15 protein-coding genes are annotated in these 17,568 nt (G+C 51.9%); 8 read left to right on the top strand and 7 right to left on the bottom strand.

Features of this window, described 5'->3' with window-relative positions; genetic code table 11:
* Window positions 1-66 precede the first annotated feature (66 nt).
* Complete coding sequence (locus tag SH302x_RS09470; protein WP_479368485.1) at window positions 67-1,362, bottom strand: alpha/beta hydrolase family protein; 1,296 nt, start codon at window positions 1,360-1,362, stop codon at window positions 67-69.
* Between the two features lie 38 nt (window positions 1,363-1,400).
* Here SH302x_RS09470 and SH302x_RS09465 point away from each other — a divergent pair, with 38 nt between their 5' ends.
* From SH302x_RS09465 to SH302x_RS09455, 3 genes are all read left to right on the top strand, one after another.
* Window positions 1,401-2,561 (top strand): Gfo/Idh/MocA family protein, encoded by a 1,161-nt coding sequence (locus SH302x_RS09465; protein WP_479368484.1) that lies wholly within the window; start codon window positions 1,401-1,403, stop codon window positions 2,559-2,561.
* Between the two features lie 99 nt (window positions 2,562-2,660).
* Window positions 2,661-3,485 (top strand): M2 family metallopeptidase, encoded by an 825-nt coding sequence (locus SH302x_RS09460; RefSeq protein ID WP_479368483.1) that lies wholly within the window; start codon window positions 2,661-2,663, stop codon window positions 3,483-3,485.
* A 27-nt stretch (window positions 3,486-3,512) separates the two neighbouring features.
* Window positions 3,513-4,370, top strand: a complete 858-nt coding sequence (locus tag SH302x_RS09455; RefSeq protein ID WP_479368482.1) for a M2 family metallopeptidase — start codon at window positions 3,513-3,515, stop codon at window positions 4,368-4,370.
* A gap of 165 nt (window positions 4,371-4,535) precedes the next feature.
* Here the strand turns inward: SH302x_RS09455 and SH302x_RS09450 are convergent, their stop codons facing one another.
* The 4 genes from SH302x_RS09450 to SH302x_RS09435 all read right to left on the bottom strand — a co-directional run bounded on the left by SH302x_RS09450 (window position 4,536) and on the right by SH302x_RS09435 (window position 9,090).
* On the bottom strand, window positions 4,536-5,906 hold the full coding sequence (locus SH302x_RS09450) for an ABC transporter permease (RefSeq protein ID WP_479368481.1): 1,371 nt from the start codon (window positions 5,904-5,906) through the stop codon (window positions 4,536-4,538).
* The gene (locus SH302x_RS09445; protein WP_479368480.1) at window positions 5,906-6,655 is read right to left on the bottom strand and encodes an ABC transporter ATP-binding protein; all 750 of its coding nucleotides are present in this window, start codon (window positions 6,653-6,655) and stop codon (window positions 5,906-5,908) included. Before SH302x_RS09445 ends, SH302x_RS09450 begins: the two co-directional genes overlap by 1 nt.
* Window positions 6,618-7,145 (bottom strand): SsrA-binding protein SmpB, encoded by a 528-nt coding sequence (smpB, locus tag SH302x_RS09440; protein ID WP_479368479.1) that lies wholly within the window; start codon window positions 7,143-7,145, stop codon window positions 6,618-6,620. The genes SH302x_RS09445 and smpB overlap by 38 nt, the downstream gene beginning before the upstream one ends.
* Before the next feature lie 163 nt (window positions 7,146-7,308).
* Complete coding sequence (locus SH302x_RS09435; protein ID WP_479368478.1) at window positions 7,309-9,090, bottom strand: hypothetical protein; 1,782 nt, start codon at window positions 9,088-9,090, stop codon at window positions 7,309-7,311.
* Between the two features lie 483 nt (window positions 9,091-9,573).
* Here SH302x_RS09435 and asnS point away from each other — a divergent pair, with 483 nt between their 5' ends.
* The 3 genes from asnS to SH302x_RS09420 all read left to right on the top strand — a co-directional run bounded on the left by asnS (window position 9,574) and on the right by SH302x_RS09420 (window position 13,083).
* Window positions 9,574-10,974 carry an asparagine--tRNA ligase gene (gene asnS, locus SH302x_RS09430; protein WP_479368477.1) on the top strand — a complete coding sequence of 467 codons (1,401 nt, stop codon included), beginning with the start codon at window positions 9,574-9,576 and terminating at the stop codon, window positions 10,972-10,974.
* Between the two features lie 181 nt (window positions 10,975-11,155).
* Complete coding sequence (locus tag SH302x_RS09425) at window positions 11,156-12,043, top strand: carbon-nitrogen hydrolase (RefSeq protein WP_479368476.1); 888 nt, start codon at window positions 11,156-11,158, stop codon at window positions 12,041-12,043.
* Window positions 12,040-13,083 carry an agmatine deiminase family protein gene (locus tag SH302x_RS09420; protein ID WP_479368475.1) on the top strand — a complete coding sequence of 348 codons (1,044 nt, stop codon included), beginning with the start codon at window positions 12,040-12,042 and terminating at the stop codon, window positions 13,081-13,083. Before SH302x_RS09425 ends, SH302x_RS09420 begins: the two co-directional genes overlap by 4 nt.
* Before the next feature lie 85 nt (window positions 13,084-13,168).
* On the opposite strand, the gene SH302x_RS09415 is transcribed toward SH302x_RS09420, so the two are convergent.
* Both SH302x_RS09415 and SH302x_RS09410 read right to left on the bottom strand, forming a co-directional pair.
* Window positions 13,169-15,286, bottom strand: coding sequence for a YXWGXW repeat-containing protein (locus SH302x_RS09415; protein WP_479368474.1), 2,118 nt, complete (start codon window positions 15,284-15,286; stop codon window positions 13,169-13,171).
* Between the two features lie 217 nt (window positions 15,287-15,503).
* Window positions 15,504-16,355, bottom strand: coding sequence for a transglutaminase-like domain-containing protein (locus SH302x_RS09410; protein ID WP_479368473.1), 852 nt, complete (start codon window positions 16,353-16,355; stop codon window positions 15,504-15,506).
* Window positions 16,356-16,643: 288 nt separating this feature from the next.
* On the opposite strand from SH302x_RS09410, the gene SH302x_RS09405 reads away from it, so the two are divergent.
* Window positions 16,644-17,081 (top strand): ExbD/TolR family protein, encoded by a 438-nt coding sequence (locus tag SH302x_RS09405; protein WP_479368472.1) that lies wholly within the window; start codon window positions 16,644-16,646, stop codon window positions 17,079-17,081.
* Window positions 17,081-17,563, top strand: coding sequence for an ExbD/TolR family protein (locus SH302x_RS09400; RefSeq protein ID WP_479368471.1), 483 nt, complete (start codon window positions 17,081-17,083; stop codon window positions 17,561-17,563). Before SH302x_RS09405 ends, SH302x_RS09400 begins: the two co-directional genes overlap by 1 nt.
* Window positions 17,564-17,568 lie beyond the last annotated feature (5 nt).

The raw sequence follows: 17,568 nt of genomic DNA, 5'->3' as shown, positions 1-17,568 counted from the left end.
ATTGAAAATTGCACAGGAAGCTGCCACGCAAGCCTCAAGCTTGCACGGCGGGACACATAGGCTAGGTTACTTCCAATGCCGATCGGTGAAATCCATATAATGCGACCAGTCCTCCGCTAGCAGGTCATGATCGCCTTCGCGAAGATGATAGCCGATGGAGTCCCCGACCGATTGCCCTGGTGCAGGGGGCGTGGCCGACGGCAATCCCTTTTTGCCAACCATTTCATAGACGCCGTTGGCCAAGAATGCCGACAGGTACTCGCCGGTGGGATCGGCCCAACGATCATTGGTGGCGCTTGCAACATAGACTGGTCGCGGTGCAATCGCTGCGATCAACATATGTTGGTCGACTGGCAACTGAGCCGGATCTGCGTTGTACTTTGGAAAGTTGTCGTTGAACCAATGTGGGAAAGCGGTATTGATGCGCCACACGGTTTCCCCGAACTCGCGACGCGAGAGAGCTGCCCCCCCGCAGCCAGAATTGTTGGAGAAGACGGCTGCAAAACGCGTGTCGGTCGCACCGGCCCACAGCGCGGTCTTGCCTAACCGTGAATGCCCGATAATTGCGACCTTATCCGCAGGGACTTCCTGAACTTGTTCGATGTAGTCCATGCAGCGAGACAAGCCCCAGGCCCAACCGGCGATGCTTCCCCATCGATTAGGATGCTCGGCACTGCAGCGGTGGTCAGGATATAAAGCGTGGACTCCGTTCTCGAAATTGTCATCGAAATCGGGGTCGATATCGCCATAGTAAATCGACGCCAGCACGTACCCGCGACTGGTGATTAGATCAATGGGAGCGCGTCTCGCTGCAGCTCCACGGCTAGCCTCGGTAGATTGATTCTCCGTCACCCCAGATTCTTTGTTATTGCGGACCCAAGATTTGGTGATACGAATTTGCGCGTCGTTGGTCAGAGCATGATTACCTTGGAAGTTCGGCATCAAGAAGCAACCTCGGATGGCTTGGCCTTCAGGCGGCAAGAACAACACCAGCCCCATCGAATGCGAGCGAGCGTTGCGACTGACAGTCAAATCAATTTCGCGGAAGCGGATCTTGGAATCTTTTAGTTGCCCTTGGCTAACCACTTCCGATTTCAGTTCCGCTGGTTCGTTGGGAGCGAAGCCGTAGACGAATTCGCCAAGCTGCTGGACCAAGTACTCGCGGTGAGCAGGCCATTGGTCAGGACGACTGAGCGATTGGCCGTCAGCCCCTTTCATGACGTCGGGCAAGTTTTCAATTTTGACCTTGGATTCGTCGTAGTTTGCTTCCGGAACCTGAGCGACCGTGGTGGAAGTGCCGCGAAGCGAACCAATAGTGGCCAGGGAAAAAACTAGCAGCGAGCGGTAAATAATTTTCTGCATGGGAGCACCATATCTCAGTAGGAAGGGTTTGTTGTACAATGACCGCAGGTCTTATCTACTACATCTTCACGATTATCGAGGTAATCAACATGTCACAATCATCGGATCGACGTCAGTTCGTAAAAACATTGTCAGCGGGCATCGCGGCGGGTGTGGCCGCAGGTGGTTATTTCAGCAGCCGAACCTTCGGTGCTGAAGACAAAAAACTGGGCTGGGCGTTGGTGGGGCTGGGCAGTCTGAGCACAAATCAGATTGCGCCTGGTCTGTTAAACAGTCAGCATTGTAAGTTAACGGCCGTCGTCACGGGGACCCCTGAGAAAGAAAAAATTTGGTCGGACAAATATGGAATCGGCCAGGACCACATCTACAACTATGAATCCTTCGACAAAATCGCCAACGATGACACGGTGGATGTGATTTACATTGTGCTGCCCAACAGCATGCATCCAGAGTTCGTCATTCGCGCGGCCAAGGCGGGTAAACACGTTTTCTGCGAAAAACCAATGGCCAATTCATCGCAAGAATGCCGCGAAATGATCGCTGCTTGCAAAGATGCCAATCGCCATCTAGGGATTGGGTATCGATGCCAGTTTGAGCCGCATCATCTGGCATGCAAAGAGTACGCTCACAAGAAATCATTCGGCGAACTGAAGTTTATCGATGCTGGCTTTGGATTTAAAGCAGGCGATCCCAAACAATGGCGTTTGCGCAAAGACCTTGCGGGTGGTGGTGCGTTGATGGACGTTGGCATCTACGCTTTGCAAACTTGTCGGATGCTAACAGCAGAAGAGCCAGTCGAAATCTCCGCTCAAGAAACGAAAACAGATCCTGTGAAGTTTGCCGAAGTTGACGAGACGATCGCTTGGTCGATGAAATTTCCATCCGGCGTCCTAGCAAATTGCAACACGACGTATGCCTTTAATGGGATCAACCGCTTCCGCGCCTATGCAGATCGCGGTGAGTTTGGCTTAGATCCTGCTTACAATTACACGGGCGTGCAAGGACGAACGAACCGCGGAGCGATTGAAGCGCCCGCAGTAGACCAGTTCGCAGTGGAGATGGATGCATTCGCCAAGACCATCCTGCTGGATGAACCGAACCGAGTTCCAGGCGAAGAAGGCTTGAAGGACTTGCTGGCCATCGAAGCGATCTACAAGTCGATTGCTACGAACGAAAAAGTCAAACCGGCAACTGTCTAGAGAACCGGTTACCATCGCGCATGCTTCCTCCGGTCCGCCTGCAAGAATGGCGGGCCGGTTCTGACCGCTTATCTTTTACATCTAACAAGCGAGAAACCAATGTCCCTTCGCCTGCTTTTGATCACGGTAATCATGGCCAGCATGCCGTCACCTGCTCCCGCTCAGAATGAATCAACGATCGCAAACCAATCGACCAGCGAACTCAAGGCGTTGGCGACCGCCGTGATTACTGAGTACGAACAAACGGTTTTACCGTTAGAACATGCTGTCAACTTGGCTTGGTGGGAAGCGAATACCACAGGCACCGATGAAGCATTTGCGGCAAAGGAGAAAGCTCAAAATGCTTATGATCAAGCTCTAGCAAATTCTGATCGCTTTGCCACGCTCAAAACTTTAAATCAAGACCAACGTTGGTACGACGCGATTCTGAAACGACAAGTGCATTTGCTGTACTTGCTGCATTTGGAGAAACAAGTTGACCAAGAGTTGCTAGCACAAATGGTTGCAAAAGCGAACTCTATTGAGAAAGCGTTCAATATCTATCGTGCTTCGGTTGATTCGAAACAGATGACCGATAGTGAAGTGAGGACAATCTTGTTGGAGAGTCGCGACAGCGACTATCGTCGTCGAGTCTGGCTGGCCAGCAAGGCAGTCGGCAGCGTGATTGCCGACTCTCTGCGCGATTTGGTTCGTCTGCGAAACTCTGCGGCCATGAAGCTGGGCTTTGCCAACTACCAGGCGATGATGTTGCACTTGAATGAACAATCACCTGATCAGATTCTTGCGTTGTTCGATGAATTGGATCAGCTAACTGCCGAGCCGTTTAAGGCTGTGAAATCAGAAATCGACCTTGAATTGTCGCAGCGGTATGGCGTAGCGGTCAGTGAGCTATTTCCTTGGCATTATCACGATCCTTTCTTCTAAGAACCCCCTTCGATTTACGAAGTGGATTTGGACGCGCCTTTCGCGACAGCGGACATTCAGAAAGTATGTCGCAAGTTCTATCAAGGAATTGATTTGCCGATCGATGACGTACTGGCTCGCAGCGATCTGTACGAAAAAAGCGGTAAGAGCCCACATGCCTTTTGTACTGACATCGACCGCAAAGGAGACGTTCGCGTGCTGGCGAACATTGTGCCCAACGAATATTGGATGTCGACCATGCTGCATGAGTTGGGCCATGCCGTGTACAGCAGCAAGAACATTCCAGCCGACTTGCCGTATCTCGTTCGAACAGATGCCCACATCTTAGCGACCGAAGGCATGGCGATGATGTTCGAAAGATTCGCTGGCAGTAGTCGCTGGTTAGCAGCTATGGGCATTGCGGTCGATGCCCCAGTCAAATTTGATCAAGTGGCTGCTGCAACGCGTCGCAACAAGCTGCTGATCTTTTCACGATGGTGCCAAGTCATGTTTCGATTTGAAAAGGCAATGTATGAGAATCCGGATCAGGACTTAAATCAATTATGGTGGGATTTGGTCAGCAAGTACCAAATGCTGCGTCAACCGCCGGACCGTAGTGCTCCAGATTACGCCAGTAAGATACACGTCGTATCAGCACCGGTATACTATCACAACTATTTGATGGGCGAATTGTTCGCTTGCCAATTGCACGCTGCCATCGCGAAGGACCTCTATCAGTCGGCCGAGCCAAACGGGGTTATCTACTGGGACGATCCGCGAGTAGGCGCCTATTTGAAAGACCATGTTTTTTCGCTGGGCCGAACACTTGCTTGGCCAGAGATGGTCAAACAGGCAACCGGTCAGCCACTGAGCAGCCAAGCGTTCGCAGCAGAATTTGCAAAGTAGCACGAACCTGCGTTGGAGTTCTACGATGCACTTAATTGTCTTTTGAGTTGCTTTGCTAACAATAGCATTGGAGCGACCCGCGTACGCCGCAACCTTTCTACTTGCCGGTCTGCCATTGTGCGGGCATCAATTCAATCTGGTGTGCCTGTTACGACCTTACTCGCACTACAAGTTCTTTGCGACGTTAGTTCTGTAGGCGATGATTGCGGGTATGAGTCCTGCAAAGGTTCCCACCAAAATCAAAATCCCGATCACCACTGGTTCCCACGGCATGCTCATTGACATGAATGGGATTCTGATCCCAAGGCGTGCTTCCACCAAGGGGCTTAAGGCAAAGGCAAGCAACTTGCCACCGAAGAAACCAAGCATGGCTCCAATGGCCGTGATCAACAGCGACTCACAAAAAATGATCAGCATGACCTGGTCTCGCGAAGCTCCCAACGCGCGCATGATAGCAATATCGCGAGTTCGCTCGTTCATACTGTTATAAATGCTAACCAAAATACTGACCGCGCTGACCAAGCAAACTAGCAACGTCAACATCAGTAAAGTCAACTGAATCGGTTTAACAAAGAATTCTAACAACTGCGTGATTTCAGAGATGGGCGATACAGCCTGAGCAAACTTGGTCTTGTTAATAGATCTTGCAAGCCCGACTCCCATAGGACCATGTTTGACAAGAATAGCCGTGACCTCACGTCGCTCGATGGGTAACCGAGTTGATTTGGTGGTCATTGCCTTTTGAGTTGCTTCGTCTGGTTTGGTAGCCAGTTCCATACCGCTTTCGTCGCGGTCGGGTGCAACGTGTCCTTCCAGCAGGAAGAAGCCTTCAATATTGGCGAACGCCGCTCGATCATTCGGTGTTCCGGTCGCTTCCAAAATGCCGACGACTTCGAAAGGATCTTCATCATGAGAGAAGCCATCCGGGCCGTGCGAGGCATAGATCTTATCGCCAACTTTCAAATTTAGTTTTTGAGCGACTTGGCTACCCACAACCGCTTCAAAAAAGCCGTGCTCGGGCGATTGTTCCAAGAAGTTTCGGCCAGCAGAAAACTTGTATTCTTGATCCGCCGCGTCGCCATATCGTAGCTTCTCAAAGAATTCCGGAGTCGTTGCGACCAATCGAAATTCGTCGATAAAGTCTCCTAAGCAAACGGGAATAGCAAAGCCTCCGCCTAGCAGAAACGCATACCGTCCATTCGACTCATCCGTAGGCTCTTTCCCTTCGACGCGTTGCTTCAGAGCGACACGTTGTTCCTTGGTCAGAAAGTCCATGAAGTAATCGTACTTCAGATTCTCGATCGGTTGGCTCAAGTAAAAGACGGTGTTAAAAACCAGTTGCGTGCCACTGCCTTTGGAACCAACGATCAAATTATAGCCAACGTTGCTGTTGCGTTCCAAAGAACTGTTAATGATTCCAGAGATACCTAAAACGATTACGCACAACCCAACGCCTAAGGCCATCGAAAGGATTGTCAGAATACTAGCCAAGCTACGGTGTTGAAGATTGCGACAGGCGATTTGAATTAAGTTCATTATGCAATGCTTCCTGCTGTTTGCCCCATGACTTGATTGAGCTCTTCAAAGTGAATCACGGTCGGGAACTGAGTTGATACCTCTTGCGAGTGTGTGACCATGAGCAGGGCAACGTTTTCTTCCTGGCAAACGCTGCGCATCAAGTCGATGATGATTTGTTGGTTTGCTGGGTCGACGTTCGCAGTCGGTTCGTCTGCTAACAACAACCGAGGCTTGTTGGCAAGAGCTCGAGCGACTGAGACTCGTTGTTGCTGGCCCACAGAAAGCTGTTTGGGGCGATGCTGCATGCGATCACTCAGCCCAACGCGTTCCAGTAGACTGGTGGCACGAGTAAGGTCGTGTTTTCGTTTGCCAAACGACATACCCAGCCGAACATTTTCTAACGCGGTAAATCCATCTAGCAAATTGAATGTTTGGAAAACGTAGCCGATCTTGGCCGCGCGATAGCGGTCGCGGCCCCCTTCGCTCAATTTGCAGATGTTCACGTTATCGAAGACAACTTGGCCACTATCGGGCGCCAAGATACCTGCGAGAATGTTGAGGAAAGTGGTCTTTCCGCAGCCACTGGCACCTCGCAAAACCATTTGCTGCCCAGCATCCAATGAAAAGCGATCGACTTTTAAAATGGGCACGGTACCGCCATCAGGATCGCGGTAGTTCTTGATCAAATTTTCAACCAGCAGCATGTGACTTCCAATCACCAGAGTTATCTTACGGCACTCGTCGTCGCACAGCGCGTTCAATTTCACGTCGCGCTTCGTTCTTTTTCAGCACTTGCCGTTTGTCGTGCAATTGCAAACCTTTGCAAAGTCCTAACGAGCACTTCGCCAAACCGCGTTCATTGAAATAAAGTTTGAGCGGAACGAGCGTTAGCCCCTTCTCTTTCGTTTTTCCGACGAAGCGGTTCAATTCCCGTCGATGCAAAAGCAGTTTTCTCGGACGCTTAGGTTCATGATTCCAGTACACGGCTTGCTTGTACTCGGGGATATCACAGCCCACCAGCCACAATTCGCCATCGCGAACACGTCCATACGCTTCGTCTAGCGAACATTTACCGGTTCGCAACGATTTGACTTCGGTTCCGCGCAGCACCAATCCGCATTCCACCGACTCAAGAATTTGGTACTCGTGCCTCGCTTTGCGATTGTCTGCAATTGATTTCGCAGGCTGAGCAGGCTCTTTTTTCTTGGCCGGCTTCGCAGGCGAACTCTGAGTTGGATTGGATTTCTTTTTGCTCACCGCAGCTAACCGCGTCCGCTCAAAGTGGAAGGAACACTCGAAACCGTAAAGCTTAGTGAAGCTGCGCGAGATAGCAAGGCGCCTCGTTTAGAGCCCAGGGCAGAAACGGCAGTAGGCACACTGGAATTGTGTGCCTACTAGTGTGGGCCATCAGAGAAGTTCCCTAGGGAGTACCAAAATCAAAATCGAGTTCACCGGCGGTTTCGCCATTGGTATCGCGGGCTTGTCCGCCCGATGGTAGCGACTCTTCTTGGTCTACGGTAGGTTGCGTTCGTACGCCAGTGATCTCCGGTCGAGCAGGAGTACTCGCATTATCATAGTCGACGCGACTTGCCGTTCGCGGAGTTGCATCGGCAGCAGGATCGGCAACTGGGGAAAATCGAGATCCGCCAACAGCAATCGACGCTGCATAAGGATCAAAGTAATCCAAACGCGAAGATGTGATCACTTGCGTTGGCACGTTCACCATCACTTCATAAGCGACAGGAACCGCACGACGCACACGCACAGGAACCAATTCAACAACTTTTTCGTAGCGAACCTTGCGGACGGTAACTGGCGTTTCGACTACTTCCTGCTTGTAAACAGTCTTTTCTACAGGGACTTCACGCACATATTTTTTGTCGACGTAGGTCACACGTTGAACGGACTTGGTTCGTTCGACTTTGCGAGGGACTTGCTTTTGGACCGTTACAGGAACCGTACGCTGCTCTTGTACAGCTTCCATGCGTTGGATCTGAACGGGAACCTGCTGCTCGACCACTTGATTTTCATAACGCGTCGTCTGCACCGGAATTTGCCGCTGCATGACCTGCTGCTCCATGCGCGTCGTAGTGACGGGCTTTTGCTGCTGGACTACTTGGCTTTCCATGCGAGTTGTTTGCACAGGGACTTGTTGCTGCACGTACTCGGTCTGCATCCGCGTGGTTTGTACCGGCATCTGCTGCTGGACAACTTGAGATTGCATGGTTGTCGTCGTGACAGGAACCTGCTGCTGGACCACTTGCGGGACCAAGGTCGTTTGCGGCACGGTTACCAGTTGATAATTCGGTTGATACTGAACTTGGGTCGTCACCGAAGGCGCTGATTGATAAGGCACCCAGCCCAAGCCACCTGGACGATACGCTGTCTGGCCACTGGTTTGGTTGTAGTTCAAGCCACCGCGCATCAAACGCAACTTGTAAGTGGTATCACCAGGTTGGACCACGTTTTGAGCAACATACTGGCCGTTATTCACCACTGCCGTTTGATTGGTCGTGACAGGCTGATATGCGATGTAATTCTGTGCTTGATAGGAGGTCTGCGTGACAGGTTGCTGGACCATGTAGTTCTGGGTAACATACGATGTTTCCACAACCGGACGTTGGACGGCGTATTGCTGCGTTTGGTATGACGTCTCAACGACGGGACGTTGCACCAGATAATTTTCGGTTTGGTAAGCGGTCTCGGTGACGGGACGCTGGACAACGTAATCCTCCGTCTTATACGAAGTCTCCGTAACCGGCTTTTGCACCATGTAACGTTCGGTGCGATACTGGGTTTCGGTTACAGGTTTGTAAGTCGTGTAGTTCTCGACACGTTGCGAAGTTTCCGTAACCGTTTCCCACGTTGTGTACGAATCATCTACCAGTTCAGTCGTGTAGACAGGCTCACGAATCGTGTATTCCTGCTGGTAAGTGGACGTTTCCTTGACAGGTTTGGAAACGGTGTGTCGCCGTGTTTCGACCACTTCTTCGACGACAGGTTTATACGAGACACGTTCGCGCATCTCGGTGACTTCTTGATATTCCACTCGGTACCGAGTCACCGGTTTTTGAGTGTAAATGGTTTGCACATCGCAAGCAGGCGCTGGCGTGCAGCAGTCAGCCCACACTCCATGAGGGGGCGCCATCATGGAAAGACAAGCGACAGATGTTAAAGCTATCTGAACTCGGCGTTTCATCATCGATCTATTCTGCGAACGAAGGTACTAGTAACGGGTAATTGCCTTCCCTGCAGTTTCTCACGCGATTGATTCGCACGCACGTGGACGGTTCCAATTGTCGTTGCAACTGGCGTTCCTCCACAGTCCGCTGCTCCATTGTAGGTGCTCTGGAACCAAAAGGCTAGAAAACTCGGGTTTTTTGACTACCACTTCGGTTGTTTTTGTCAGCGGCCATCCGGACAGTTCCTCTCCAGACACAAAATTGCCGTTTGACCTTGAACTGCTGACCATCAATTTTCCAGAATATATAGGTCAGTGTTTTGACATAGGTTTAGCAAAGCCAGCATTGGTAGAGAAGATCTTTAAGAAAACAAAGACGTTTTTCGATCAAAACGGGACAAGCGGAAAACTTTAACCGATACGATCGCTACAATCTGCCACTTTTGGTAAGCAGTTTCGATCACGTTTCCTATTTTCATTGCCAGACAAGCAGCTTACGCGCTCATGACAAAATCAAAGAATATTTCCGTTCAAGCCGCTCGCCAGGGAGCCTTCATCGACCAACATGTCACGATTCGCGGATGGCTGCGAACGCGTCGCGATTCCAAAGGGGGCTTCAGTTTTCTGGAAATCAACGACGGCTCGTGCTTGGCCAACCTGCAAGCCGTTGCCCCCGCAGCCTTGTCCAATTACGAAAGCGAAGTCCTGCTGTCCCATACCGGCGCATCGGTCGAGGTTCGCGGTCTGCTGGTGGAAAGCCAAGGGGGTGGACAAGCAGTCGAGTTGCAGTGCGACTACTACTCCTTGATTGGTAATGCAGATCCCGAGACCTACCCACTGCAGAAGAAACGACATACGTTGGATAAGCTGCGCGAGTGGTCGCATCTACGGCCCCGTACAAATACGATCGGTGCAGTCATGCGCGTTCGCAATCGGTTAAGTTTTTCGACTCACCAGTTCTTCCAAGAGAACGGGTTCTTCTACATTCATACACCGATCATTACCGCGAGCGATTGCGAAGGCGCCGGGCAAATGTTTCGCGTCACCACACTGCCACTAGATAACGTGCCTAAGAAAGATGGCCGCGTCGATATGTCGGCGGATTTCTTTCAAAGGAATACTTATCTGACCGTCAGTGGACAACTGGAAGGGGAGATCTACGCCTGCGCTATGGGTAAGATCTACACATTTGGCCCGACCTTCCGCGCTGAGAACTCAAACACCTCTCGCCATCTGGCAGAATTCTGGATGATCGAACCAGAGGCCGCTTTCTTCGATCTGGACGACAACATCATCTTAGCCGAGTCCTACCTCAAGCGTTTAGTCCGCGATGTTTTGGAAGAATGTGATGAGGATATCGAGTTCTTTGACAAGCAGTATGAAAATGGATTGACGCAGCGCTTGCAGCAAGTCGTCGATAAGCCGTTTGAACGAATGACCTATACCGACGCAGTGGCAATTCTAGAAAGCTCTGGCCACAAGTTCGAACACCCCGTGGCCTGGGGCTTGGATTTGCAAGCGGAGCACGAACGCTATTTGACCGAAAAGCATGTACAAGGTCCGTTGGTCCTGACGGATTATCCCAAAGATATCAAAGCGTTCTACATGAAGATGAACGAAGACGGAAAAACAGTACGGGCGATGGATGTCTTGGTTCCAGGGGTGGGTGAGATTATCGGCGGTTCACAACGCGAAGAACGGCTCAATGTGCTCGAAAATCGTATGACCTCCAGCGGCCTAAACCCCAGCGAGTATTGGTGGTACTTGGACCTAAGGCGGTATGGCTCGGTTCCGCATGCTGGCTTTGGATTGGGGTTGGAACGCATGGTGCAATATGTCACGGCGATGGGGAATATCCGAGACGTAGTACCTTTCCCGAGAACGCCTGGCCATGCTGGATTTTGACGATCCGACAGTTTTCGAACGCTTTGTGTTGGTAGCAAACGCACATCGTCAGAGTTTGACTGGCGATTTGGCGGGGCCCGCGGTGGACGAATAGGTCAAGATTCACGCGGTCAGCACACTAGCCATTTGAAGGCGAATCGTTTACGGTTAAGTCTTTGCAGTTGACTGTGAGTGGAGAGCCATGAGCATCATTAAACTTGCCCTCGTCCAGATGTCTTGTGGCGAAGATCGCCAAACGAATGTTGGTAAAGCGCTGGAGCGAGTTGAAGAAGCCGCCGATGCGGGTGCAAACATCATTTGTCTTCAAGAGCTGTTTCCTGGTCAGTACCCTTGTCAGTCGGAAGACCACGATCGATTCGATTGGGCCGAGCCGATCCCAGGGCCGACTTCACAGGCCATGTCTGATACGGCCGCCAAGTACGGCGTCGTCGTCACAGGCTCGCTGTTTGAACGCAGAGCGCACGGGCTTTATCACAACACCGCGGTCGTGTTCGATGTCGATGGCCAAATGACAGGCTTTTATCGCAAGATGCATATTCCTGACGACCCGCTGTATTACGAGAAATTCTACTTTACTCCCGGAGACACCGGCTTCACCGTCGCAAAAACGAAGTTCGCGACGCTGGGGGTGGGAGTGTGCTGGGATCAATGGTATCCCGAAGCAGCTAGGCTGTTCGCTTTGCGCGGTGCCGAAATTTTGCTTTACCCAACAGCCATCGGTTGGTCACGCACGGACAAAGACACCGTTGGCCCCAGCCAACAAGCATCGTGGGAAACGATGATGCGGTCACACTCGATCGCCAATGGTTTGTTTGTCGGTGCGGCTAATCGCGTAGGTCATGAATCGGAACTAGAATTCTGGGGCGGCTCGTTCGCCTATGATCCGTACGGTAACTTAATGCATCGCGCAAGCCATATCAAAGAAGAAATTGTGATAGTCGATTGCGACTTGTCGCTCATCAATGCCGCTCGCACGCATTGGCCATTTTTTCGCGACCGTAGGATTGACGAGTATTCCAACCTCTGCAAACGCTGGATCGACAACGAACCGAAAGCAACGCATCTATGAGCGACGTCACAGTGTCGACCGATCGATTTTGGCCAGCGGAATGGACGCAACATGCCGCGACCTGGATCGCTTGGCCGCATAATGAAGATACCTGGCCTGGACGCTTCGATCCGATTGAACCAGCCTTTCAGCGAATGATTCAAATCATTGCGGAGGTGGAAACGGTCCACGTCTTGGGGGGCCAGGATGAAACGTTACAGCGAGCCAACGCCCACTTAGACCATCTTCCCAACGTCGTTGTGCATCCTACCCTCACCAACGATGTCTGGATCCGTGACTATGGCCCGACCTTCGTCCGAGATCTACAGCAACACACGTTGGTGGCTGTTGATTGGCAATACAATGCGTGGGGGGGGAAGTGGCCGCCATGGGATGAAGACGCAAAGAACGCTGGACGAATCGCAGAAATAGTTGGCTGTCCTCTCAGTCCCAGTCGGCTCACCTGCGAAGGCGGCGGGCTGGAAACCGATGGCGAAGGGACTTTGCTGACCACCAGCAGTTGCCTGATGGCGGCCACTCGCAATCCGAATTTCAACCGCGAAGAAGTGGAGCGGGAACTCTGCAAACAATTGGGCGTCCGCAAAATCCTATGGGTCGACGGCGGCGGGCTTGCAGGCGACGATACCGATAGTCACATCGATCAACTGGTGCGTTTCACGCGGCCTGGCCGCGTGGTTGCCGCGATCAGCGAAGTCGGCGAAGATGAAAACTATGCCAAACTGGATGCACAGTACCACTGCTTGCGGCAACTGACCGACGCTATGGATCGAAAGTTAGAAATTGTCACGCTGCCGACGCCTCCCCCGCGATATATCGGGACTAAACGAGTGCCGGAAAGCTACTGCAATTTTTATCTGGCAAACTCCATCGTGGTTGTTCCAACGTTTGGATTTCGTCGCAGTGATGACGCAGCCATACAGATTTTGAAAAATGAGTTCCCTGATCGTACCGTAGTACCTTTTGATGCGTCGGATCTAATCTGGGGCTTAGGGGCGGTGCACTGCGCGACGCAGCAGCAACCGATGGTTGTAGACTGCTGAAGCACAATGCCGTCCGGATAAAAACTAGCAGGGTGATGGGAGCGTCGACCCGGCAGCTCGCGCCTTTCCAACCCATATTGCCAGTTTACTTATCTTCTTTTGCTGGTTTAGGGTCAGGTGCGCTCGGTGCCTCAGGTGCTGGAGGCTTCGGTGCAGCCTTTTGTTCTGGAGTTGGCGGAGCGGCTGGCGTGGAAGGCTTGGCATCGGGAGCCGTCACGCGCGAGCGCGACGACGGCGTCGAACTCTGTCCAGGTGAAGCTGGCGGAGCAGCATTGCGATCGCGGTTCATCGGCTGCTGGTCGCTGCCTCGCTGATTGGGCCGCTGCGGGTTTGCATTTCGCTGAGGACTAGCGTTTCTAGGCTGCGGAGCTAATGGATTTGGGTTCAGATTTGGTACTTCCCCACGTGCTGCAGGTCGATCTGCGGGCGTGTTGGGAGGTACTGGAGCACCGATGGCTTGCGGATCACCGCGACGTCGCGCCGCTTGCATCTGCTGACGCATCGTTTGCATCTCTGCAGCCGTCGGTAATGCACTGTCATCGGCTCGATTGGCATTACCGCCGTTGGGGTCGAAGTAGCCAGGACGAGGCTGCCGACTACGCAGTTCTTTAGTTCGTCTGGCAATCTCTTCCGGCGTCAATCGTTCCGGCTGAAGATTCGGTTGGTCCGGTCGAGGTGGTGCGATCACATTACCGCGGCCACCAGGGGCGGGCCGAGCGTCCGGATTCGGAACCGCTGTATCTGGAGCTATAGGTTCCTCGGTGCGTTCATCATTCTGGCTGAAAGCGGACGGGTTGCGAGAGCGAGGTTCGTTCGAACGAGGGTTGTTAAGCATCCCGCGTCCATATTCGCTTCGGCGAGCGGGCACTCTTTGCGTTGCATCGGGGCGTGCGGCACTGACGGCTGACTGGTCGGACCCGTCTCGGGACATTATCGCGCGGCTGCGATCGTTTTCATCGCGAGGTCGCTCAGATTCGACTCTTTGAATGACATTGGATTGCAAACGTTGCAACGAGCTTGAGATCTGTTCACGTTGCACTTCGTCAACCGGCAAGAAATTTAGATCCATGCCCTGTTCAGGTGGTAGAGCAGCTAACTGATCGATGGCTGCCGACTTCATCAACATAACCCGTTGGTCTTCATTTAAGCTCGCGAATTGACGGGCTTGCCTCTCCAAGGTGCGGTTGGGCTGAATTGCATTGGTGTTGGCAACGTATTGCTGCAAACGCACAATCTGCCGAAGCGTACCGACGCGCGATCGATGAAACGCGTAAGAGGCAAAAAGAGGGTCATAATTTTGATACTGTTGGCCATAGGTAACCCACGGCACAATATCATTACCACGATAGCCATAATAGCTGCCGTAGTAATAATGATGATAGCGAGGGCTGACAAATAAGTTGGCAAAAAACGCTGGCCCCAGATCGACCACATAGACTGGCCGATATTGACGCACCAGTTGTGGTTGAGTGATCAGCACAGGGCAAAACACGACACCACGATCTTGCAAGTCGTAATCCCAATAGCCAGCGCGATAGACATACCCGCTGGGCGTCCAGATGTACCTAGCATTAACCCACACCCAGCCATCGCGGCCGTCTCCCCAATAGCCTGGTTGCCAAGCGTAATCGTTTTCTATGTACCGCCAGTGACCCGGAATCCAAACTTGGTTTTCAATGCTTTGTTCGCTGCTTGGGCCTGCTTCCAATGATTGCGGAGGAGCTGGCAGGAAGCTGATTTCTTCCATGCTTTCGTCGCTCCAAAAGCCACTTACCCACAGCCAGCCATCTTCAACTTGCGTCCAATAGCCGGGGTTCCAGGCCTGCCCGGGTGGAATGCTGCGCCAAACTCCACTAACCCATACGAAATCCTGTTCATTGATGTCCCACCCCCAGTAACCTGAAATCCAGAATACGCCGTCTCCTTCTGGCCGATAGTCCGGCGGGATTTCATTGATTGGTTCAGGCGGCTGCTCCTTGATGACTAGTTGCTGCTGCGCATCCATGCTGACTTGTTCGGCGAATGCTTCATGCAGCGGACCGCTTTGCAAGACCGTAATCCCCTCATTACTCAGAGCCTTGAGACCAATCGCTTCTTGACGAATAGGATCGGGTGTCGCTTGTCCCAGCAGTGGGGACGAAGCAATCGTACATACTAAAGCGAACCAACAGTTGCGTGATAGCAATATTGCGTGGCGTTTCATGGCTCTGTCCAGTGATTCAGATGTTGCCCACAGGTCGTCTAACGATCAGAACGTCAGATCAAAGAATCGTGGAGCTTCCAATGTTATGCCTATGCATGTCTCATACCCAAGCCAATTCCAAATGTGAATCGGCAGAAAATCATGCATGACGATAGCCGATAGCCGCAGAAGCTACCAAGCAAAAGACAAACGAGCATGCGAAGCGGACAGCGCGAAATTAACGTGTCGAAGCGATTTCGTCAGTCCAAACTTTGAACAACTGGAGTCGATTCTCACCAAAGGAAGTCATCAAAGCGACATCCGCCGCATCGCGACCGCGAGCCATCAGCAATCTTCCAACGCGGGGAAAGTTGTGGCGAGCGTCCACGGTAAACCATTGCCCGCCTAAGTAAACTTCAAACCACGCACTAAAGTCCATAGGCGATGGAGAAGCGGGAACTTGAATATCTCCCAAGTAACCAGTGCAATAGCGAGCCGGTATGTTCACGGAGCGACAAAGGGTAATCGCCAAGTGCATGAAGTCGCGACAAACGCCCGTCTTTTCGCGATACGCTTGCAGCGCGGTCCGGGTGGACTTGGCTTGCATGTAATCAAATCTCAAGTGGTTATGGACAAAGCTGCAGATCGCTTGCACCAACGGCCAACCTGCGGGTAGCTTTCCGAAAAGCGACCAAGCCAAACTATTCAACTCACTGTCAACCTCGCAGTAGCGACTTGCCAACAGGAATACGAGCACTTCGTCGGGCAGATCTTGCGGGTTGTGTTGCAAAGCGCCATCGCCTTGCACATCCGGAAGACCGCTGTCCTCGACAACCATGTGATTGGTAAATTTAACGGTGCCTGCTGGGACAAAAGCCCGCGTGCATCGATTTCCGTAATTGTCGGTATATTGCCGCAGCGGCACTGCTGGCATCGTGCGAAGGTTTTCTGCCACTCGCACTCGGTTATCTAAAGAAGGATGTAAATTCAACATCAACGCCAAAGCGGTTGGCGCTTTAAAGACAAACTCAAAATCAAAACCCGCTTGGATCAGCATCAAAGAGCCACCTTTCAAAGGTACGGCGCCCACTAGAGGTCCTCAACATACTTGGGATCGTGGAAAAGACAATGCAGTTTCCAGGCCGAACCAAGCGAATAGCCGTGATAACTTGTAAATTGTTCGAACAATTTGGAAACGTTATGTCCTGACATACTCCACTCGACTCACCAATCTATATCTAGAACACTATCCATCGCCGTCGGAAGTTACACCCATGAAAATCGATTCCAAGTCGCCTGTTCATTCGCTTGGCAAGAATCTACGATAACGCTTTGATAAGGCTTCGTAACGTATAATAAACCCTTCCAGTAACGCATTATGCGCAACCCAGCATTCTCGATACGTCGGTCTCAAGTGGCGATCAATATGACGCCTATGATCGACGTGACGTTTTTGCTGATCATCTTCTTTTTGGTTAGCAGCCATCTTTCCAAGCAGGAGAACCACGTCCGGTTGGATTTGCCGATCGCTGAACATGCTTTGCCAGCAGATATCGTCGCCGCGGAAAGAACCGCCACGGTCAATTTCCTGGATGATGGGACTGTTCGATTCGGTGCGGCAGATGTTAAACCAACCGAGTTATCGGGATTGCTGCAGCTCAAGAATGACGAAGCAGGAGGTAAGCTGCAAGTTCGCATCCGCTGCAGCAGTTCGACGGCATATGGCCGAGTTGCACCGTTGTTGAGCGAATTGATCCGGCTGAATATTTCCGATGTTGTGTTTGCCGTTTACGACATGAAGCGAGAGGCGCGGTAATGGGCAGACGCTGGCAAAAGCATCGCGATCGCGCGGATGTTGAATTGGCGATGACGCCCATGATCGATGTGGTCTTCTTGCTATTGATATTCTTTCTCGCCACCGCGAGTTTCGAACGCATCGAGAAATCAATGCCGACTTCACTTGCAGATCTACCGCCAGCGCAGTCGCAGCAAGCAAGTGGCATCGATCAGTGGTTGCAAGATGTACAAGAAGCTGGCGAAGAAATTGTAATCAAGATCCTTCCCGTCGAAGGCTCTCCCAGACCTCGCTATGAAGTGAACGAGCAATCAATATCTGACGTTAAAGAGATCGGCTTACGACTGGTCGCCTTGGCTCGTGCTAAAGCAGATCTGCCTGTCATCGTTGATCCGTCGGAATCGATTGAGATGGGTTATGCGATAGAAGTCTATGACTTGGCAAAGGGTGCTGGGGCCATGGAAGTCTACTTTGCCACCAGCAATGAAATGGCTCGTAATTAAACTTC

It is taken from the genome of Njordella calcicola (assembly GCF_056494125.1).
This window is presented reverse-complemented; position numbering and strand designations above follow the sequence as displayed.

Excerpts from the sequence above, each read along its gene's own strand:
- SH302x_RS09400 (WP_479368471.1), top strand. The coding sequence starts at position 17,081 with ATGGGCAGACGCTGGCAAAAGCATCGCGATCGCGCGGATGTTGAATTG.
- SH302x_RS09460 (WP_479368483.1), top strand. The coding sequence starts at position 2,661 with ATGTCCCTTCGCCTGCTTTTGATCACGGTAATCATGGCCAGCATGCCG.
- SH302x_RS09450 (WP_479368481.1), bottom strand. The coding sequence starts at position 5,906 with ATGAACTTAATTCAAATCGCCTGTCGCAATCTTCAACACCGTAGCTTG.
- SH302x_RS09435 (WP_479368478.1), bottom strand. The coding sequence starts at position 9,090 with ATGATGAAACGCCGAGTTCAGATAGCTTTAACATCTGTCGCTTGTCTT.
- SH302x_RS09415 (WP_479368474.1), bottom strand. The coding sequence starts at position 15,286 with ATGAAACGCCACGCAATATTGCTATCACGCAACTGTTGGTTCGCTTTA.
- SH302x_RS09465 (WP_479368484.1), top strand. The coding sequence starts at position 1,401 with ATGACCGCAGGTCTTATCTACTACATCTTCACGATTATCGAGGTAATC.
- asnS (WP_479368477.1), top strand. The coding sequence starts at position 9,574 with ATGACAAAATCAAAGAATATTTCCGTTCAAGCCGCTCGCCAGGGAGCC.
- SH302x_RS09405 (WP_479368472.1), top strand. The coding sequence starts at position 16,644 with ATGCGCAACCCAGCATTCTCGATACGTCGGTCTCAAGTGGCGATCAAT.
- SH302x_RS09425 (WP_479368476.1), top strand. The coding sequence starts at position 11,156 with ATGAGCATCATTAAACTTGCCCTCGTCCAGATGTCTTGTGGCGAAGAT.
- SH302x_RS09420 (WP_479368475.1), top strand. The coding sequence starts at position 12,040 with ATGAGCGACGTCACAGTGTCGACCGATCGATTTTGGCCAGCGGAATGG.
- SH302x_RS09470 (WP_479368485.1), bottom strand. The coding sequence starts at position 1,362 with ATGCAGAAAATTATTTACCGCTCGCTGCTAGTTTTTTCCCTGGCCACT.